Source organism: Pseudoalteromonas sp. MMG006, assembly GCF_018101025.1.
GTDB lineage: Bacteria > Pseudomonadota > Gammaproteobacteria > Enterobacterales > Alteromonadaceae > Pseudoalteromonas.
In genome coordinates this window covers 109,367-129,063 of sequence record NZ_JAGJEJ010000011.1, presented here as the reverse complement: position 1 = coordinate 129,063, position 19,697 = coordinate 109,367, and the positions used below count along the sequence as shown (strand labels likewise).

At 37.5% G+C, this 19,697-nt stretch carries 25 protein-coding genes and 1 pseudogene; 9 read left to right on the top strand and 17 right to left on the bottom strand.

The features are described 5' to 3' along the window. Positions 1–18 precede the first annotated feature (18 nt). Positions 19–255: pseudogene (locus J8L73_RS12265) on the top strand (hypothetical protein); the annotation flags it as partial. Between the two features lie 129 nt (positions 256–384). Here the strand turns inward: J8L73_RS12265 and J8L73_RS12260 are convergent. Beyond that, positions 385–1,782 (bottom strand): P-loop NTPase fold protein, encoded by a 1,398-nt coding sequence (locus J8L73_RS12260; protein WP_211017383.1) that lies wholly within the window; start codon positions 1,780–1,782, stop codon positions 385–387. A gap of 874 nt (positions 1,783–2,656) precedes the next feature. Between J8L73_RS12260 and J8L73_RS12255 the strand changes: the two genes are divergently transcribed. After that, entirely contained in the window at positions 2,657–2,902 is a 246-nt protein-coding gene (locus J8L73_RS12255) for an ogr/Delta-like zinc finger family protein (protein WP_007378157.1), read from the top strand. Here J8L73_RS12255 and J8L73_RS12250 read toward each other — a convergent pair. Continuing rightward, positions 2,899–3,249, bottom strand: a complete 351-nt coding sequence (locus J8L73_RS12250) for a hypothetical protein (RefSeq protein ID WP_211017381.1) — start codon at positions 3,247–3,249, stop codon at positions 2,899–2,901. The two genes, J8L73_RS12255 and J8L73_RS12250, sit on opposite strands and share 4 nt — an antisense overlap. 187 nt (positions 3,250–3,436) lie before the next feature. On the opposite strand from J8L73_RS12250, the gene J8L73_RS19350 reads away from it, so the two are divergent. Together J8L73_RS19350 and J8L73_RS12240 are read left to right on the top strand one after the other, a co-directional pair. Further along, positions 3,437–3,616: a type II toxin-antitoxin system HicA family toxin gene (locus tag J8L73_RS19350; RefSeq protein ID WP_007378159.1), complete on the top strand. Its 180-nt coding sequence runs from the start codon at positions 3,437–3,439 to the stop codon at positions 3,614–3,616. A 54-nt stretch (positions 3,617–3,670) separates the two neighbouring features. Further along, positions 3,671–4,087 carry a type II toxin-antitoxin system HicB family antitoxin gene (locus J8L73_RS12240; RefSeq protein ID WP_007378160.1) on the top strand — a complete coding sequence of 139 codons (417 nt, stop codon included), beginning with the start codon at positions 3,671–3,673 and terminating at the stop codon, positions 4,085–4,087. A 39-nt stretch (positions 4,088–4,126) separates the two neighbouring features. Here the strand turns inward: J8L73_RS12240 and J8L73_RS12235 are convergent, their stop codons facing one another. From J8L73_RS12235 to J8L73_RS12205, 7 genes are all read right to left on the bottom strand, one after another. Then, positions 4,127–4,753, bottom strand: coding sequence for a KilA-N domain-containing protein (locus J8L73_RS12235; RefSeq protein WP_211017379.1), 627 nt, complete (start codon positions 4,751–4,753; stop codon positions 4,127–4,129). Positions 4,754–5,049: 296 nt separating this feature from the next. Further along, a complete protein-coding gene (locus J8L73_RS12230) occupies positions 5,050–6,006 on the bottom strand; it encodes a hypothetical protein (protein ID WP_211017377.1) in 957 nt (318 codons plus the stop codon). 112 nt (positions 6,007–6,118) lie between these two features. Next, complete coding sequence (locus J8L73_RS12225) at positions 6,119–9,256, bottom strand: replication endonuclease (protein ID WP_211017375.1); 3,138 nt, start codon at positions 9,254–9,256, stop codon at positions 6,119–6,121. 2 nt (positions 9,257–9,258) lie between these two features. After that, positions 9,259–9,546, bottom strand: a complete 288-nt coding sequence (locus J8L73_RS12220) for a hypothetical protein (protein WP_211017373.1) — start codon at positions 9,544–9,546, stop codon at positions 9,259–9,261. Between the two features lie 32 nt (positions 9,547–9,578). Then, entirely contained in the window at positions 9,579–10,178 is a 600-nt protein-coding gene (locus tag J8L73_RS12215; RefSeq protein ID WP_211017372.1) for a DNA N-6-adenine-methyltransferase, read from the bottom strand. Positions 10,179–10,187: 9 nt separating this feature from the next. Next, positions 10,188–10,601, bottom strand: a complete 414-nt coding sequence (locus J8L73_RS12210; protein WP_211017370.1) for a hypothetical protein — start codon at positions 10,599–10,601, stop codon at positions 10,188–10,190. 10 nt (positions 10,602–10,611) lie between these two features. Continuing rightward, positions 10,612–10,905, bottom strand: a complete 294-nt coding sequence (locus J8L73_RS12205) for a hypothetical protein (RefSeq protein ID WP_008135661.1) — start codon at positions 10,903–10,905, stop codon at positions 10,612–10,614. A 96-nt stretch (positions 10,906–11,001) separates the two neighbouring features. Here J8L73_RS12205 and J8L73_RS12200 point away from each other — a divergent pair, with 96 nt between their 5' ends. Continuing rightward, the gene (locus tag J8L73_RS12200; protein WP_211017368.1) at positions 11,002–11,313 is read left to right on the top strand and encodes a DUF1889 family protein; all 312 of its coding nucleotides are present in this window, start codon (positions 11,002–11,004) and stop codon (positions 11,311–11,313) included. Here the strand turns inward: J8L73_RS12200 and J8L73_RS12195 are convergent. Both J8L73_RS12195 and J8L73_RS12190 read right to left on the bottom strand, forming a co-directional pair. Further along, positions 11,291–11,536 (bottom strand): hypothetical protein, encoded by a 246-nt coding sequence (locus J8L73_RS12195; RefSeq protein WP_211017366.1) that lies wholly within the window; start codon positions 11,534–11,536, stop codon positions 11,291–11,293. The genes J8L73_RS12200 and J8L73_RS12195 overlap by 23 nt on opposite strands. Next, the gene (locus J8L73_RS12190) at positions 11,533–11,751 is read right to left on the bottom strand and encodes a YdaS family helix-turn-helix protein (RefSeq protein ID WP_007378167.1); all 219 of its coding nucleotides are present in this window, start codon (positions 11,749–11,751) and stop codon (positions 11,533–11,535) included. The genes J8L73_RS12195 and J8L73_RS12190 overlap by 4 nt, the downstream gene beginning before the upstream one ends. A 153-nt stretch (positions 11,752–11,904) precedes the next feature. Between J8L73_RS12190 and J8L73_RS12185 the strand changes: the two genes are divergently transcribed. Genes J8L73_RS12185 through J8L73_RS12175 form a run of 3 tightly spaced genes read left to right on the top strand, consistent with a single transcriptional unit; the run spans position 11,905 to position 13,275 of the window. Next, positions 11,905–12,531: a LexA family transcriptional regulator gene (locus J8L73_RS12185; RefSeq protein WP_211017364.1), complete on the top strand. Its 627-nt coding sequence runs from the start codon at positions 11,905–11,907 to the stop codon at positions 12,529–12,531. 18 nt (positions 12,532–12,549) lie between these two features. Then, a complete protein-coding gene (locus J8L73_RS12180) occupies positions 12,550–12,846 on the top strand; it encodes a hypothetical protein (protein WP_211017362.1) in 297 nt (98 codons plus the stop codon). 6 nt (positions 12,847–12,852) lie between these two features. Continuing rightward, positions 12,853–13,275 (top strand): DUF1640 domain-containing protein, encoded by a 423-nt coding sequence (locus tag J8L73_RS12175; RefSeq protein ID WP_211017360.1) that lies wholly within the window; start codon positions 12,853–12,855, stop codon positions 13,273–13,275. A gap of 77 nt (positions 13,276–13,352) precedes the next feature. Here J8L73_RS12175 and J8L73_RS12170 read toward each other — a convergent pair whose 3' ends face one another. From J8L73_RS12170 to J8L73_RS12145, 6 genes are all read right to left on the bottom strand, one after another. Next, on the bottom strand, positions 13,353–14,186 hold the full coding sequence (locus J8L73_RS12170) for a hypothetical protein (protein ID WP_211017358.1): 834 nt from the start codon (positions 14,184–14,186) through the stop codon (positions 13,353–13,355). Between the two features lie 354 nt (positions 14,187–14,540). Continuing rightward, positions 14,541–15,251 (bottom strand): DUF4760 domain-containing protein, encoded by a 711-nt coding sequence (locus J8L73_RS12165; RefSeq protein ID WP_211017356.1) that lies wholly within the window; start codon positions 15,249–15,251, stop codon positions 14,541–14,543. 76 nt (positions 15,252–15,327) lie between these two features. Further along, the gene (locus J8L73_RS12160; protein WP_182701059.1) at positions 15,328–15,783 is read right to left on the bottom strand and encodes a type II toxin-antitoxin system YhaV family toxin; all 456 of its coding nucleotides are present in this window, start codon (positions 15,781–15,783) and stop codon (positions 15,328–15,330) included. After that, positions 15,784–15,978, bottom strand: coding sequence for a hypothetical protein (locus J8L73_RS12155; RefSeq protein WP_149592037.1), 195 nt, complete (start codon positions 15,976–15,978; stop codon positions 15,784–15,786). Between the two features lie 287 nt (positions 15,979–16,265). Next, complete coding sequence (locus J8L73_RS12150) at positions 16,266–16,808, bottom strand: hypothetical protein (protein WP_149592036.1); 543 nt, start codon at positions 16,806–16,808, stop codon at positions 16,266–16,268. Positions 16,809–16,815: 7 nt separating this feature from the next. Further along, a complete protein-coding gene (locus tag J8L73_RS12145) occupies positions 16,816–18,036 on the bottom strand; it encodes a site-specific integrase (protein WP_211017354.1) in 1,221 nt (406 codons plus the stop codon). A gap of 138 nt (positions 18,037–18,174) precedes the next feature. On the opposite strand from J8L73_RS12145, the gene sbcB reads away from it, so the two are divergent. Then, positions 18,175–19,626: an exodeoxyribonuclease I gene (gene sbcB, locus J8L73_RS12140; RefSeq protein ID WP_211017353.1), complete on the top strand. Its 1,452-nt coding sequence runs from the start codon at positions 18,175–18,177 to the stop codon at positions 19,624–19,626. Positions 19,627–19,697 lie beyond the last annotated feature (71 nt).

Genomic DNA, 19,697 nt, shown 5'->3' with positions numbered 1-19,697 from the left:
ATTAGTTGACCACTACATTTAAAAAACCGCGATAAAACCATGATGGATGAAGTGATCATTCTATTCTTCTTGGGGTTGTTTGTGTGTCATTTTATACCGGCAATGCAACCCTACATGCATAAGGGCTGGCAAGCAATGGGCTATAACGGTGCGCCCTGGTACTTTGAATTTGTGATTGTAGGTATTGCCGTTTCAACGCTTGGATTAATGAGATTGTTTAGAGCGTTTTGGGGGAGTCACAAAAAAGTAGTGTAAATATAAAGGCATTAATTGTTTTTTATACCATATTAAAATTTAATGTTTGCACAAGTTAATGAAAAATACGAAATGTAATTTATAATAGAACTCTTTTTGAATATTATATTATCAAAAAGAGTTCTATTCCTAAGAGCCAAATCTGGATGCAATTTCTATCTTCTTAATTACATACCATACCCCTCCATCATAAATGAACTCCTCTATTAAACTTATGAGCACTATCGCATTAGCTCTTTTCTCTCTATCCTCAGATTCATTCAATATAACCTCATGAAGTTTATCAATAACATTATAAAACTCAGTATTTCCTTCCTTTTTATGTGAATTAGAAGCCATTAAGTAAGCTTCAATTATTTGACTATAGTGATCAATTTTTTCATCCTTTTTACTTGAGTAATATTCGAATAATTGAATAGGTAATAAACTTTCACTGATAAAAGATTGGTATATGGAAGGGTTTTTAATCTTTAAAACTATTAAATAGCATAAAAATAAAGGATGTAAATTGTCACCTTCTTTTGTAGTTCTGATGGCTAAACTTAACAGAGCACAGCAACTTTCTTGCTCTCTCAGGGTCAATCTATATATATCAAAAAGGTTTGTTAAGAAATTAAAAACCTCCTCTGAAGGTGTTAAATACACTTTAGAGCTTCGTCCTCTTCGATTTAAACTTCTATGAAAATTAAATTTTTTAAATAATGACTTTGCGTATTGCCCTTCTGGGGGGGGAGGTAATTGATAATCAAAATCAATGAACTTTCTTAAATAACAATTAACGTCTAAACCTTGGCCATATATTGCTTTAATAGAATGTCCAAGTTCAACTTTGTCAGCTGCTAAAACAAATACAATATTATCAACATTGAAAAAGTGTTTAATTTTTTCCAAAATTTCGATAGAAAAATTTGGTCTACATCTATCTAGTTCATCAATAATAAAAACTAAAGGTTTGGAACTTTCTTGTGGTGTTAGACTAGAGGCTAAACTATGTAGTGCATTCTTAAACGAAGATACTGTGTTTTTAGATTTTTCATAACTTTCTAATTTTTCCTTTGCTATAGACTCTGAAAAGTTAGAAAGGGCTTGTTCTGTAATTTTATCAAAATCTAAAACGCCTGCGGTGGCAACTTTTGCCATAACAGGCAAACTTTTCTTAAGAAGACTCACACTTAATTTTTTAGCTTTATTTAGAAGCCTTAAAGTTTTTTCGATATCTCCCGTAAAAGATAAATTATCTAATTGATAGCTCATCTCACCTATGATAGAAATCAGTGCATCATCAGAAAAGTCGTTTTCCCAAGCATTATATTGTAATGTAGGTATAGAATTATTTCGTAAATGTTGTTCCCACATTCCCAAAAATGTTGTTTTCCCTTGCCCCCAAGGAGCATCAATACAAATAACCGTAGGTTCTTTCATTGATAAGACGAACTCCATTAGAATTTCTGCGCTTTCAAGTCTATTAAGTTCGTCATTTAGAAATGGGGCTTCAGGATCTATCTTTACTTTTGTTGCCTTCAACATTATAAATGGTTCCTAATGTACTAATTAGTCTTATAACTAACTAGATATTGATAGTTTTAAATTTTCGCACAGGGCACTAAATCAATCACACCGTAGCCATTAAAGAGAAGTTTTGAGTCAATCTACTTTTCCTAACTCATTCAAATTCTCTTAGTTATCAGCTCAATTGGGGGCTGGTAAAACATTCTAAATTGAAAATTTAATCTTTGATTTTTATGCGCTTACCCAATCTAAAGTTAGAAATCTAACAAAATCAACATATTTGTACAGCCATTCCTACGAAAAAATTTCTGTTTTCGGTCTAGCTCCCTTGGACAAAAAATGACAGTTAGTCTAAAAATATCATTTTTCCTCTGGACTCTTTGCTCATCCGAACTAATGCAGGCAGCAAATCTTCGACTGATTGCGAGTCTGAAGAAGGTTGAGATGGCTGAGCTTGAGACATTTCACCTATACTGTTTACGAATAAAAAGCCTTTCCTAACGTTCAAAAAGAACTGAAATATAGCGATTTTCATTAATCATTCTAAGTAACATATTAATTCTATCTAAAATATCAGGCTATTTAAAATTTTTAATACAATTGCCATAGTCTTTATAAATCTTGTTCTATGTCATTTTGTGTCAAAGGTTGTCACTTTATGACAATGCGATCTTTTTAAAATTGCTCACAGATCCTTTTACTGGGCTGGCTGGCGATTAATAGTGTGTCAATGGGGTTGTCAATTTGACGCGTTTCTTGCACGAAAGCGGAAGGCGAGGAGGAGTGAATTTTTCGCCCTTTTGGTTCTCAGCTAATAGTTAAATGGTTATTTGGCATACATGCAACCACTGTATATAATGACAGTGTATTTTATTAACGATTGGTGGTTATTATGGCGCGGGTTACTTGTCCGAATTGTGAAGCTAAAGCAACAATTACGTCACGCGAAAAGCAAAGCGCCCATGTGGTTAATTTATATTGCTCATGCACAAATACAAAAGAATGCGGGGCTACGTTCCGCATTACCCAATCGTTTGATCACTTCTTAAATCCGCCTGTAAAAAGCACCCAAGAACTTGCTGCGGCGCTTATTAAAAAACTACCTAAGGAACAGCAGCTAAGTCTGCTAGGTATTTAATAACCGAGTAATTTCTTTCTCAACATCATTTTACTTAATCGAACTCCAACGTAGGCACAAGCTAAAAATAAAGCATGAGCCATTATAAAAGGGACTGCCCTAAATATATCTTCAATAGGCCTATTATTTCCCGATTGTGCAGCTTCAAGAAAGTTTTTAATGCTGACCCCATAAAAGCCAAAAAGGATTAACACAATTACTACTGACGCAATAAGCATTGCGACATCGTCATTAGTTTTATCAAAAAGATAGAGCATGCCAAAATAAATTACTACAAAGATTGCAGCCCCTATAAAAAAACCTGAAAACGCACCACTAAGAATTAATGAAATCCATTCACCTACCATAATACCTCCTAGAAAATAACCGACAAACATAGCGGCTTTATTTATGTAACTTAATTCAGCTGACTAGTTTGTGCAAGTTTAACATTTTCATTTTTAAATAATTTAGAGTTATTGGAGTTATAAATAGTTGACTCTGTTTATTGCTGGGGTTATAGTAACCCCACGTTGAGAAATAAAGCGAGGTACAGTGAATAGCAAGGATTTAATCAAACAGCTAGAAGAGGCGGGTTGGCAAGAAGTTAGAGTGAAAGGCAGTCATCATCACTTTAGGCATCCAAACCATACCAATCTCATTACCGTTCCCCACCCTAAGAAAGATTTAGGCAAAGGATTGGTAGCAAAAATACTGAAAGATGCGGGGCTTTAAGCCCCTATTTCCTTAACACTATCACTGTTGTAAACACTCATTAGGAGAATAGCGATGTTATATCCAATCGCAATTGAAAAAGGCACAGAAACTGAAGCATTTGGCGTGGTGTTTCCTGATGTGCAAGGCTGTTATAGTGCCGGTGACTCATTCGAGCAAGCACTATTAAACGCTAAAGACGCACTAGAAACTCATTTAGAGTTATTAGCCGAAGACGGTATTTTACCGCCGCAATCAAGTAATATTAACGCTCACGTAAATAATCCTGAGTTTTCAGGCTGGGTATGGGCATTGGTTGATATTGATCTTGAACCCTACTTAGGCAAAGCAGGTAAAATTAACGTAACTTTGCCTAACTTATTAACTAAGCAAATTGATGATTTAGTTAAAGCACATCCGCAATACAAAAGCCGTTCAAACTTTTTACAGTTAGCGGCACAGCATGAAATACAAGGTATTTCAGCACGCTAAACTAAGGGCGCATTTAGCGCCCTTTTTACTGCCTGCCTATTAATGATTCACAAAACGTTGAATACTGCTTAGTTTGTTGCCTTGGGTTTCGACTATGTGAAGCAGTGATCGTAGTTCTTGCTCTAGGCCTGTTACGTCTTTAACGGTTATTGGTGTGTTGCTGCGTTGGCACTGGCGCAATATGGTGAATAACTGGTTCATACGTAAACGCCAGCCGCAATCAAACATATCTCTAAACGGAATAAACATACTTAAGCGCATTTCAGGAAAGTCTAATATTGGTAATTCGCTTAGGGTTGGCAACGTGGCAAGCTCTGGTTCGTTACGTTTGCTGTGTAAAAATACGCGGTTTACTTCTAATTGAAATTTTGGGCTGATCCAGCCTGCGTAAGAAATGGCTAATAGTTCGTGGGCGAATGTGCCACGATTAGAACCGCCGTTGTTCACTTCTAAAGCAGACCCCGAATTCGGGGTCAGCTCTATTTTACCTAAGCTCAGATCCGCATTTAACTCTAAAATTAATTCTTTGGTGGATACGTTCGACAACCATTTGTTTGGCGCTTTGTGCTTACCTAGCCCACTGGCTTTATGCAGTGCGTTTAAGTTTACGCGGTTGTAGTGATCAACGGGAATTAGGGTATTTGAAATAATAAGTTGGTTGTTCATAATAAGAACCTTTGTTTTGTATATGCATTTAAGCCACTCAAAAGTTCGAATTTTTGGGTGGCAAGCTAAAGCGAGGTTCGAACTACCGCAAACAAAGAAACGGCCCACCGAAGTGGCCTCACTCCAGCTCACCATAATATGGGTGTGCTAAAGCGCGCGCATTAAAAAACCAGCTAAAAAGCTGGTGACAATGCACCTTTGTTAATTGCGGGGTTCGAATCCCGGCACTGGATGAGCCAGTGCCTTTTTACTATAGCCCCGCACAAGGCATACTGTCAATTACAAAAATGCTCTGTTCAAATACCAACTGCAAGCTTATGAATCATCAGTCCACATTCATGATATTCTTCTCGCGACAAGTCATGATTTAGATGATAAGTCCTTCCCCTTATATTTATGGGAAGGACGCTTTCATCATTATGAATATCAATTTGAGTTTGAGAAACAAAAATTATGCCTTTAACATTATCTGACATCTTTATTGGAGCTGGTATTTTTGAGTAAATAACGGCTTCCATTTCAGACGAAAGATAACCCGATACAATTTGTTCAAAGTTATTATCCGAAGCAATGCATTTTAAAATTGTCAGTGGATCATCAACTTTTTTATAAATCAATTGATAATTCTTAATAAAACGTTTCACTAAGAAATCTGTAAAACTTAGTAATTTATCTTGGTTAATTAGTTCGGAAACATTCATAGCAACAAATCCAAACTTTGCTTCTTTATCAACAACCCTTGTATTTATTTGTTTTGAAGCTTCAGAAAGTCTGGCTTTCAGTTTGTTTTTACTACTAATATACTTACACTCAATGGCAATTTCTTCATCAATAATTAAATCGCTTTTACCTACCATACTTATATTTTTAGCTTCTTCTAAACCTAAAGCGAAACTTAAGGCCGTAGTAAATTCGAATAAGTAATGATTATACTTATGCTTATTATCTGAATCTTGACAATATGAGCCTCCAATTATCTCAATTAGGTCTTTTATCTCGTATTCAATTTCTATATTGCTAATAAATATTCGATTTATTTGCTTATACTTATAAATCAACTTGATTAGATAGAGCTGATTTTCATATTTCAGAGCCTGAAAATTGTCTAAATCCTTTTTAATTTTCCACATTTTTGTTCTTCTAATATCAAAATTTTTTTCTTCTTCCAGAACCACTTTTTCTAAATTATTTAAGAGTGAATTAAAAGACTCTTTTAAACTTTCAATAGTGTCGGTTTTGTTACTGGAGCTCATTACATTATTTTCCTTATTTGTTGCTAGCTCTTATCTGTACTCAGGGATTAATTAAACCCTGAGTACAGGCTAGCCTAACTGTACCTGCTAATTAAGTAATTAACGTGTACAGTTAGGCCATTAAATCTATTGCCCACCAATCATTATCGCTGATTGCTGATGCTTCACCGTTCAATACTAATCGAGCTAAATCTAAATCACCAATAATGTCGGCATTACCTTTACTAAATTGGGTGTTTGATGGAGTGTAGCGCCCGTCAAGCTCGGCATACATATGTGCTAGGTCGTAAAGCTCACGGGCGTATGCGTAGTGCTTTTCGGTTGGGGCTAGCGTTATTGGCTTTTTAGGTTTTGCCATATCGAGTTTTTCAAAGCTGTGTAGCTCACGTTCTTGCAGGTAGTACACGCGGTTGGCTCTAATAACGTTGCCGCCTTGGTTTAACTGCTTCATTTGAGTGCCTGTAAACATATTTAATAGGTCGTCATATGGTTTGGCTGTTTGCTCGTCTGCTGCTGGGGTATGTTTTTTGGCTTCAGTACGGGCTATTTCATCAATGGATAGCTGGCGATGCTCTTTTTGCTGCGCTGCTTCGTCCAGTACCACTAAATGGCCGTCTTTTATTAGGTAAATATGGCCGTTATTTTTAACCCGTTTACCTGCTAACAGATCCTTTTTAACGCTTGCGATCTGTTTTTTGGTAAAACCGAACATATCTAGCAATAACTCGTCTGTATGCCCTACAGCTAAAGGCGTACGATTATTCCCACTAGTCCAAGGTAGGTCGGCTGCGCCGACGTTGTTGGCATCCTGCCCATCAATTGCAGCGGTGTTGTTATTTGCTGCGGTGCCTATGGTTTGCTTAGACCAGGTATGTAAGCGAGTTACCAACGTGCAAAGGCCTGTTGTATCTTCAACGCCTTTTAAGCGTTTGGTAAATTCGGCATATTCGTTGCCGTATTCGGTGTGTTGGTAGGCAGGTTTAAAACGGGCATCGCGGCCAATACCAAAGCCACCCATTAAGGTAACAAAGGTTTTAAAGTCGCCAGCGTCGGCGGCTTTACGTACTTGTTCTAATTGCTCGTTGCCTTGCACTTCTTCGCGCACTCGGCGCAATTCGCGCCAAATAGTAATGGAGGGTGATTTTTGAAATTGAAACTGCCTAATACCCCACGTACTCGCCCATGCTTTAACAGGGTTTACCGCTTGGGTTAGCTTTTCGCCTGTTTCGGCATCAAATTCGTTTGCCAGTGCAAAGCCATCAATATTTTTGCTTACGTACTTAGCAACATAAGCCGCTGCCCCGCCTGACTTTTTACCGTTTTTATCTACCGTTGCAGGTAGCATTTTAATAGCGGTATAGCGTGGGCTACTCGGAAAGTAGTTTTTAATCGGTGCACGTGTGTACACTTTTTTAGATTTGTTTAAACCCCAAATACGGCGCGCTTTTGTGTAGCGGGCACGTAATGCTTTGCGGTTTTTAAAACGCTGAAAAAATACCTCGCGGTCGTCGCGGGTAAAGTAGCGGCGTAATAAATGGTTAACTTGGTCGTAGTAACGCGCTGGCATCCATAAAAGCATATGCCAGTGGGTGCAACCGTCGGCGTGTGGCTCGGCTACACGTAGTCCAAAATACGGTATTTCAAGGCGGTCTAATTTGGCGCGCGCTTGCGAATAGAGTTTGTTTAAGTAAAGGCTTGCGTCTTTTGGGGTTGACCCATCCCACGTAGGCGAATTTGCATGAAAACGGCTAGGCGCTGTAATGTTATAAAAGCCACCTGTGTAGCCCATTTCGTCTGCCAGTTCTTCGGTTTCGCGTATGCGTAGCATTAATTCGTTACGCATGTTTTCGGGGTTGGCAACACCTGCTTCTACCGCTTTCATTAGCGATATAACATCGTTTTGTTCGTTTACTAATTCTAGGCTTTCTAGGTAACGTTGCCCGCGTTCGCGGTTTGTGGTGTATTCCGCCACTGCTTGTTTTGAACAATACGCACTTATACCACGGCGTTTTGTGGTTGTAGCGCCTTTTTTATCGGTGCTATTGAATAAATCGCGGCCCACTTCGCCGGTGGCAATTTCTAGGTGTTCAAGGTAACGGCTACGAATAGTTTTAAGCTTACGCGCCCACCACTTATGATCTTGTGCTTTTAAAAGCGCTACTTCTGCATCGGGTACGGTTAGGTAATCGCCCTTTTCAGTAAACTGTAATTGCACAGTAAATTGTGCCGCGTATTCGTTTACGCTTGCGTGTATGTCGGTTGCATCCCACGTGGGGTGTTCTTTTGCAAGGTCGGCTATTATTTCGGCCACTTGCATTGCCAATACATTTGCGTGTTTTTTGGTTTTATCTGCGTTAGCCAAAATATGCCAAGGCAGCGGCATAGCATTAGTAATTTGCTCGAGTATTTTTAGGCGTGGTTGCAACGTTGCAACTGTGCGGCGTAACCAATCATTTGCTTTAATTTGCTTGCGCACTTCGGCCACTGTAATTGCTGGCTTTTTATGCGCTGTTTTTTTATCGCTAAAGTCGTAGTTTTTACGGCTGCTGTTTATTAGCCTTTCGCTGTATTGCTGTTCGGTTTCGCCATTCGCTTTACCGGTGTTTTTAATGTGCGTGTACTTATCAATATAACGTTTAGCTACGCGCATTTGTAGCGGCTTAGGCACGGTAGCTAAGCACTTATAAACATGAGCAACTTGATACGCATCGTCAATAGCTGCAATAACCGACATGGCAGACTTAGTAACCTGATCGCCAACCGACTGCTGTAAATTCTGGCTTGCTACAGGTTGTGGCTTTTTTACATCACGCTGCTTGTGTGCAAATTCCATATTACTGGCAGTTTGGCGAACAAAGCTGGCTTGTATACTGGGTGCACGGCCGCTTTCGATAATATCTTTAACAATAAAATTATGAATATTATTGTTATGTACTTTTTTAAGTGCCGATTTAGCCGGCGCACTTAGCTTAAGGTTGGTTACATCAATGCGGTGTTCAATACTTTTAAGCTCATCATAAAACCAAGCGTTTGCTTTTTCGCTTGGGTTTATGGGCTCGTCTTTATACCAGGCATTATTTGGTGGGGTAATTTTGGCAATGTACTGCTTCACCATTTTATATTGGCTATACGCAGTAAAACGGCCAAGGCCGTTTATTAATGTTGTGCGGTGTTCAATGTCGTCAACGGCCTTAACCATAGTTAAAGCCGCTGTTACAACATCAAAACTTACAATGGGCCACATGCTCATTATTAATTAAGCTCAATTTCAATGATTTTAGGTTCTTCATGAATTTGCGCGGCGTCTAATGCGCTTTGCATTTGGTCGTAAACTGGCGCGTATACATCATGTACATCAACAATCATTCTCACTATTGGCAAAAAGTCAGTTAGGCAGTTTTCACACTCCATAAGCATTGCAACTGTTGGGCGTTTGTTTAAATTGCGAATAGTAAAGTTGGCTTGGTCGATAGCGTGTTCAATGATATTTCTTACTAAGTTCTGTTTTTTAAATAGATCTTGGTCTTTGATAGTGGTCATTTTTAATATTCCTTTGGGGGTTTTATTGGTTGTTATTTAACAACGCCAAGTGCTGAAAAGATTCTTCGAAAGTCTGCGGTTCTATTGCCAAGGTAAGTAATAAAACAGCCTTTAGGTGCGCCTTTTTTTACATTGCCTTGTGCATCGTTAAAGTGTGTACGGCCATCAATAAAGCAGCTTAAACCTGCGTTTAATAACTTTTGGCACCATGCCTCTGAGCTATTAACAAAGGTGATATTCATTGCTTCTTTAAAATTACCTTGTGCGTATTGGTCTAAGTAGTAATCAATCCAATCGCCGTTGCTGGCTATGTCTTCGGTAATACAATGGCCACGATACTTACTGTAAGTCGGGTCGTTACATATTTTTTTAACGCATTTTGGCTTACATGCTATTTCACCTTTATTGAATGGGTGATTTAACCAAACAGTATTAGCTATCCAATTTCTTGTTAATGCATCGTCATCTTTGGTTAAGTAACACGTTGCTTTTACTGACTTGTTAGCCACAGCACAACTTGCAGGGTCTAAATCAATAACCGGAAACATTTGGTGTACATACTTCAAAACTTTATCAGGCGTATAAAACTCAACATTGCCACTGTCTTGATTGATTAGTTGATCGGGAGTCATGGCTAATCCTTAATGTGCTTGTTCTGTTTTTTGAGTGTTTTTAGCAATGCTAAAATCTCGCTTTTGTAAAAATCGGCTTGGTGTCATGGCATTAGCATCAACAAAGGCGGTTACTATTTCTTGAAGCTGTAAAATAGCTTGGTGTATTTTAAGGCGCTTATCACGGTCAAATTGGTGATAGCTCCTTTCCAAGTCACTTTTAGATAGCCCTGCCGAATAACACACAATTACTTGCTGCGGTTTACTCAAGTGCGTATAAACATATTCAGCGGTATGACGATCGCTATTAAATAGCCCTTTAATCTCAGTAAGCCCCTTTGGTGTTGGTTTTACATCAACAACTTTTAACTGAGTTTTTTCAGGCTGTTTATTTACGCCTGTAATACCGCGTTTTTTTGCAATTTCTAATGCTGCATTTGCCATAGTTATGCTCCTAGTTATTTACGCTTTGTTGGTGCTGCGTTCTAAATTTAATTAGCTCGTTTAAGCGATAATGATTAGTTTTGCCAAACTGAATTGATTTAGGAAAATCAGACAACTTCGACAAAATCCAAAACTTTTTACGGGCACAGCCTAGTACCTCGCATGCTTCAACAGTGCTAACCAAGCGGTCTTTTTGCTCTTCAAGCTCAGTGCGTAGTTGGTTGTTTTCTTGCAGTAGTGCAAACAGCACAGCTTTAGCATCTGGATGAATATCTAATAAAATAATTTGTTGTTCAGTGCTCATGCTGCACACTCCTGTACCTGTTTATTTAAAATCCCTCTTTGTTCTGGTAAGTTGTAAGTGCGAAAAACCACCAACCAAAACAAAGAGGAAAAACCTATGCCAAACCCAATCTTGTGCGACTGCATAAAAGCGCTTTCAAGCAGTCTTACGCCTGCAAATGGGCTCACCCATCCAGTTGACGACTCAAAAGCAAAATGCTTATTTAAAGCACTCCACAAAAAAGGCATTACCTTAAATGAAGATGAAGTACTCACGCTGGCTATCGAGAACAACTGGCCTGAAAAACACGCCAAAAAACTAGCCGACATAGCACAGCGCATTAACGATGGTCGTCCCGTTAAAATTGTTCGCCCAATAAGCTGGGGTGAAACCACCGCTGATAAAATCATTCAATCTCACCGGGGTTAAAATCTTCTAACCACATATCTACCAGTGTAAAAAGCTGGTTTTTAAACTTATCTACTCCACCATGCGCAGCGGCAAAGTAATCATGGCTTAACGCACGTTTATAATCTGATGCTGCCATTGCCACTTTTTCTGACATAGTAAAACGCTCATCATCCATTAACGCTTCTGTCCGCTCGCTAATATCCATTACATCAATTGGGTCTACTTCAATTTCTGTGCTCATGCTGCATCTTCCTTTTTGCTTTTTTGATGATCGGCTAGTAAATCGTTTACCGATATTTCACCGTTAGTTAGTTCTGAAATACGTGGAATGTATTTCGCTGGGGCTTGACCGAATTTATTCATCCAATCCCACACAGAAGCTTGTTTTACACCTAAGGCGTTGCCTAATTTGGTTTGCCCACCATAGATTTTTACAGCTTTAGTGATGTTATTCATAGTTCAACACCTTAAATTACAGTTTGTAGCTGTATTAAAGTACAGTTTATAGGTGGTTGTCAATACCCTTTTTAACTGTAAAATAGTTAAAAACTGTAATTTAACTGTATTTTTAAACTTTAAATATGTTGATTGAATGATAAAGGACTACTCATGAGCATCGGAAATAGAATAAAAGAAAGACGTAAAGAGCTTAAACTTACTCAAGTTAAGCTCTCTGAAATGATAGGCATTGCACAACAGTCACTACAAAAAATCGAAAATGGAACCACTAAAAATCCGCGCAATATTCAGGCATTAGCTGAAGCTTTAGAGTGTCCCCCTGAGTTTTTACAGTTTGGCATTGGTGACAGCAAAGATATCAACAGTAATGTATTACCAGGGCCAACAATCAAAGCCACCGCCCCACTTATCAGCTGGGTACAAGCTGGCGCTTGGTCAGAAATAAGTGAAATTAAAGCGTATGACGCAGAGCGTTATATGTGCCCTGTTAATTGCAGTGACCTAACCTTTGTTTTAAAGGTGCAAGGTATTAGCATGGAGCCAAAGTTTGATGAGGGTGATTTAATTTTTGTAGACCCTGAAGCCGAGTGCATTCACGGTTCGTACGTAGTAGCCCGCCTAGACGACGACAACCAAGCGACATTTAAACAGCTAATTATCGAAGGTGGCCACAAATTCCTAAAAGCCGCTAACCCCAACTGGCCAGAGCAATTAATCCCAATTAATGGAAATTGCACGTTGGTGGGAAAAGTTATATTTACGGGTAAGTCACTTTAAAAAGTTAAGGATAATACAATGAATGATTTTGAACTCTATACACATATAAAACGTGATGAAGTGGTTGAATATTTTAACGAGCATATTGGTGTTAACCCATGTAGTTTATGCGGTACGGGCGAGCTGCTTATTTTGGGTGATGAAGAAGCTTTAGTGGTTATTGATCATGAGGTAAGCGTGTTTAATCCTAAAATTGTTGGCGGCAAAGAAAAAGGCGTATTCATATCATATGTTGTAATGTGTGAGGACTGCGGTAACCAGCAATTTATAAATGCAAAAAAACTAGAAGAAATTATGGATAATAAGAAAAAGTAAAATATTATGGATAAACATACTCAAAATAAAGTTGTTGGTTTGTTTGTGAACCGCGATAATGATAAAACAGACTTTAAACACGGCGGCAATGGTGGTGGTGGCGACATGGAAACCAGAATAGCTAAACTCGAATCAGACGTTGAATATATTAAAAATGATATTCGCGATATTAAAACAGAGCTAAGAGGACATAGTGAAGATTTTAAGTCTATTCGAAGTGATATGAATAACGAGTTTAAAAGTGTCCGCTCTGAAATGCACAATGAGTTTAAAAGCGTCCGCTCTGAAATTGGTGGTATGAAAAAAGACTTAACCGACATCAAAGTTATGATCCCACAACTACAAGTTAAAATGCTTATTTGGGGCGTTGGCATTGTGTTTTCTGCCGTTGGCCTTGGCCTTGCCGCCGCACGTTATATGTTTAGTTAATTACCAATAAAAACCTGGTATAAATAAACCCGCGTTTGCGGGCTAATAAATAGCTTTACGTCAATATCAATTACTGCCTATAACCATTCATCAAATGGGTTCTTTTGCATTTCTTTTAACAGTTGATTAATCACTTTCCTAGAATCATTAATTGAAACAAGCCTTATCTTATCGGCTTCTTCTTTGGAGAAGCTAAAATAAGCTAACGCCATTATGAGCTCACTTACAATATAAAAATAACCGGTAAAGTCTTTTGGTAGTTCGTTAATGCTCCTAAAGTGCTTTTTATCATTTTTATCCAATATTAAGTTATCCGTAGAGTAAACGCCAAGCCGCTTAGTGAAAATCAAAAAATTTGCTAATTGGTTACAAATTTCAGGATTGAGTTTTTGAGTCTCATCATTCCATTCTATACATTCCTTGATAAGCTCTAACTTTGTATTAAATGTTTGAATATGAAAATAAAGCTCTGACCTATTACCTTTTGTACTTTTTGAGGTGAAGCTCAATTCGCCAATGTTATTTAAAGGAAATAACTGACTATAAAGTTTGTGTTTACCAGTAATACGGACTTCATGTTCTTCACTAAACTGAACTAGCATATCTACAAATTGCTTTTTATGCTCATAAAAATTAGAGAATGTGTTTTGTTCGTGAGTAAGCTCAATTTGATGGTGTGTTTGGTTACTTCGGTGAATTACTGCAACAAAGCCTGCCACAAAAAAAGTTGCAGATATTATTTTTATTGGGATTGCATAATATTCTAAGAAATTAGAGAAACATTTAACATCAGTGCAAAGCATAAAGTTATTGTTACTAGTAATAGCAATTATAGTCGCAGTTGCTGCCAAGACTCCCAAAATGAAAGTCAACCAAAATAACCGGCTCTGCGATAAAGGTTTGTGATTCACAGTGCTTTTCCTTAAATATTTGCGTTTAATCAAATTAACTGCTTTTCGGTATAGTGTCAAAATAGCTTCACCGTTTAACCAACAAAGGAGAAGCTATAAAATGAACTATAAACTACAACTAGAAATCTTAAATTTACAAGCAGCGCTATTTTATTTTTATATAAAAATATCTTGTGAAATTTTATCGATACTTAACATAATATAATATAAACAATAGAGAACATTGGGGCTTTATGTCCCAATATTTACTTACCTATTAATACATACAATACAATTCTAGTTTTTTAATTTCTTAGATAGTTTAGTAACTTGTTTTATGAGAGGTATATTATGTAAATTACTGTTAATAAACATCTACAAAAATAAATTAAAATAAATAGCTATTAGAGCTGGTGAACAAGGTATAAGTAAGCATAAAGACGCTAAAGCTAAAAGTTTGGCTTCTTTTCGATTATTATATGGATCTTTTCTCAAATGATCATATGCTTTTTCTATAGAGTGAAATGGTAAAAATTTGTCGTGTTTTAATGTGGGGTAATCTTTTGAAATTAATGCTTTCTGTATTCTTCTACGCTCCTCTAAGTAAGGCTTTAGTTTTTCCCAGACGTTTATAATTGTTGCGCCCCTATTTTTTACAATTATATTCCAATCATAATATCCAGATAATGCATTACTACATATACTTTCAAGTTCATTTAAAGTCTTTGTTATTCCAGCTATTTCTTCATATTGAGTATAACGTTGGGCCAATTCACTTAAAGCCTCATGTTCGCATAATTGATGCTTTTTCAAATAACTTGTAATAAATAGAAATTCAGCACCTATTTTACCTTTACCATTTTCAATAGCCTCTATAGTATTTTTTTCTATTGCTTTATTGCTATTAATTCGTAACGTATAAAATGCTGAAGTAAAAGCAAGCACCGCAGAAAAAACTACAGCAATTGCTGATGCAAAAGGATAAAACTTTTCATTTAAAATTATTGGCATACCTACATAAAACAAAGATGTAACAGCAACCCCCATTAAAAAGCCTATATTTATGTGTAAAACAGATTTAAGCATCTTTATTCTTCTTCCATCTGAACAATATTTATTTTATAAATAATAGATAAGCAACGAAGTAACAAAAAACCCGCTATTAGCGGGCTTGTTTATTAAATTCTGTTGATTGCTCTATCAGCTCTTCAATGCTACTGGGTATTACCCCTTTTAATAGCATTTTTTTAAAAACTTCATAAACATCTGTTTTACTACCATCTTTACGAAGTGTTGACTGGTCGTTAAACCAAGCAAGAACTATAGCTTTATTTGTACTCGAAAACTTAAAAAACAAACGATATCGATTAGGCATACCCTTTTTGGCTCTTCGCCAATCACGGTTACTTTTACCTAATGTATTGCCCAGTATAAAAGCTGGTGCTTGAGGATCTATAAATATGCGATTTTCTATGCAATCTGTAACACATTCAAATAATTTGTAGATTGCAGATTCGTAAAAGTGTTCTGGGTCTTTTTTGGCTTCGCGTTCGACCTGATCCAATACTTCCGTGTATCTATTCTCAAATACAGTATGCCAATACTTTTCCCAGTACATTTACATCTCTATTAATTCGTTATTTTGACGTGCAACAAGTGCTTTGTGCTTGATTGCTGCGATACGATCAAATACAGAATCAGGAATTTTTTTTACATTTCCTGCTTTAATGTCAGCATCGAGCAAGTTTAAGAACTGCTCTGTTGCTACATTCTCTTTTTTTACTTCGCTTAATTGGATAACTTGATTTTTCATTACAGCTCCATTCTTAGCTATAAATAAAAGCCATTTTAGTTTAATAAAAAGCCTATTAATTACATTGTTGGGAGCCCATTAACTGTACCCACAACCAAACCTCTGAGTGTCATTAACTGTACCCACAACCAAATAGTAGCATATTGGCTCTCAAAACAGCAAGAGACACTAGGAGACTATAAGAGACAACTGTGATAACTGTGATAACTGTAGATAACTGTAGATATCAAAGGTCAGTTTATGATTCCATTCAATATTTGATGACCAATGTATTTACACAGCTGATTTTATTCTTCTTTATATAAATTTAAATCAATAGCTGATGTACTGGTCTCAAATGAAAACTCTTCGTTATATAACGATTTATATTCAATTTTGACCCTGCAATTAGTAACAATTAGATTAATTATCTTTTTAAACCTATCTGTTGGTATGTCGCTTGATACGTCTGAAACTACTGTTAAATCTATCAATTTAAATATTTCGTCATTTGACATGCCGAAATCACTGCCAAGGTTAATTATTTTAAGATGATCTTTATGCTTAATATATGGATTTACTTTATTTCTTAGCTCTTCGTCAGTTATTTCTTGACCTGCCCAGTAGTATTTAAAAGACTCAATTTTAGCCACACCATGACCTTTATTTCTGATTGAGTATGTGAAGCATTTATCACCCTCCTCCATAAAGTCATAAATTAATGGTTGAACGGACAACTTATTATGCTTACGGCTAATCCAAGCTTGATGTACAGCAACAAAAAACGCTAAGCACGCAATAAATGTGCTCCAATCAAAAACAAATTTAATGATTTCTTTGCTTTCTTCCATTCTAATTTTATCCTTTATTATTGAGTGATTCTAAAATAGCATCTTCAATAAGCTGGCAATAGAGCTCGTAACCTTCGGCCTGTTCTTTTATCCAATCATGTTTGTTGTATACAGCCATTACTCCTCGCATTGTATGGCCTAACATTTTTTCTGTTACGTGTGGTGCTACGCCATTTTCGCTTAATAGTGTTGAAAGTGAGCGGCGGGCATCATGCGGTAGAAACTTGGGCATTTTATATTTTTCAAACAAGTGATCCCACATCCGACAGCAATAGCGATTAATACTGTGGGTGGTCATTGGTTTGTTTGGTTTACTGCCAGGTATTAAACACCCTTTACGGCCATACACCATGGCAAGCGTATCTAGTATGCTTTTCATCTTGGCTGAAATTGGCCTACGGATAGCTTTATTTGTTTTTGAGTTTTCTGGTGGTACGGTCCAAATATTGTTCTCAAAGTCGAAATGCTCCCACTTAGCTAAACGAACCTCTGATTGCCTTGCCCCTGTTATATAAATTAGCTGAAGGCATGCTTTAGTTGCTGGTGTGGCTTTTGAGCTTTCTATTTGTATCCATAGCTTTGCGATTTCGTCAAAGCGCATTACTCGTTGGCCAACCGATGCTTGTTCACCGATATCATTTACATTTAATGTGAGCACAGGGTTAAATGGTTTTACTTCCCCTCGCTTTTCAGCCCAACCAATAATCGACTTAATACGTACTAGTATAGTACCGGCTGTTTTAGCACTACCTTGTGCTTTCACTTCATCAAAGTAAGTTATCCAATCTTTAATGGTCATTAAATCAAGTGGCATATTTTTATCATTAAGTATTGGTACAATCCATTTGCTGACTTGGTTTGTGTATAAAATTTGTGTTTTTTCTTTTAGGTCGGGTACTTTTTTATCTAGCCACGTTGCAGCAACTTCTGCCATTGTGGGCAAGCCCTTGGCATTGTTACGCATGAGCTTAAGTTCTAGGCGTGGATCTTTATCTTGGCTTAACCAATTTTGGAACAGCGGTATATAGTTTTGTGCTTCTTTGATGCTAAGCCCTGGATAACGCCCTAGCGTGATAATTACCTGCTTAGTATCAACACGGCAGCGGTATTGCCAAGTGATAGTCCCCTTAGCTGATACCCTTACACTTAAACTATCTCTATGCGATAATATACACGGTGTTTGATTTTTACCTAGCAGCTTTCTTAATTTGGTGTCACTAATCGCCATTTAATTTTTTATACACAGTTAGCAAAAAATTTATACACAATACTATACACACCATGCATCAATTACAAGAAACTCAAAAATACAAAAAGAAACTGAGTAACGCTAACAACCCGTAAATATAAAGGGCTAAGACATAGAATGAATAATGAAAGCTACCTAGAGAATCAAGCAACAATCTATTGGCACGACTACGAGACGTGGGGGGCGAGCCCTCAAAAAGATAAGCCGAGCCAGTTTGCGGGTATTCGTACCGATCTTGATTTAAATATAATTGGCGAGCCGCTTATTGAATATTGTAAGCCGCAGGCGGATTACTTACCTCACCCTGAGGCGTGTTTAATTACGGGTATTACGCCACAAGTGGCGATGAAAAAAGGCTTGGTAGAAGCTGAGTTTATAGCAAAAATTCATGCCGAATTTAGTGCGCCAAACACCTGTGTGGCTGGTTATAACAGTATTCGGTTTGATGACGAAGTGAGTCGTTATAGCTTTTATCGTAACTTTTACGACCCGTACGAGCGTGAATATAAAAACAATAATAGCCGCTGGGATATTATTGATTTAGTACGCGCTTGCTATGCACTTCGCCCTGAAGGTATTGAATGGCCGTTAAAAGAAGATGGCAGCCCAAGCTTTAAGCTTGAGCATTTAACGGTAGCTAATGGTATTGAGCACGCCGCTGCGCACGATGCGCTAAGCGATGTAACCGCCACTATTGCACTGGCTAAACTAATAAAAGAAAAACAACCAAAGCTGTATAACTTCTTTTTTGGACTGCGTAATAAAAAAGCGCTCGGTGATTTAGTTGATGTATTTAACATGACGCCGCTGGTACATACCTCATCGCGTATTCCTGCAATGCAGGGTTGCACAAGCTGGGTTGCGCCCATGAGCTTTCATCCGGTAAATAAAAACGCGGTTATTTGTTTTGATTTAACCCAAAGCCCGCAAGTGTTAATTGATTTAAACGTAGAAGAGCTTCGTAAACGTTTATACACCAAACGCGTTGATTTAGCCGAGGGCGATTTACCTGTTGGTTTAAAGCTGGTGCATTTAAACAAGTGCCCTATTTTAGCACCTGCTAAAACGTTATTGCCTGAAAACGCAGCCCGTTTAGGAATTGACCGCGAGCAGTGCCTCGCTAATTTAGCTATTTTAAAAGCCAATACCGAGCTTCGCGATAAAGTAACTGAAGTGTTTAACGAAAAAGGCGATTACAGCGCAACGACTAATGTTGATTACTTACTTTACGATGGTTTTACAAGCCATGCCGATAAAGCTAAATTTGCGATTATTCGCGATGCTAAGCCAGATGAGCTCGCGGGCTTAAATTTAGATTTTGAAGATAAAAAGTTTAATACATTACTGTTCAGATACCGCGCACGTAACTGGCCTGAAACGCTAAACCAGCAAGAGCTTGATCAATGGCGCCAGTATTGTCAAAACAAGTTAATGCACGGGGAAGATCAACCATCAATCAGCGCACAAGATTTTATGATCACCCTTGAAAACTTGGCCCATGAGCACGACGACAGCGAAAAGAACCTAACCATTTTAAAGGCGCTTTATAACTACGCGCAGAGCATGTAATTTGTTTTAAGTCTGTATAACGCATATAAAAACGCGACGCTATAGTAATTAAAGCGTCGCGTTTTTGTTTA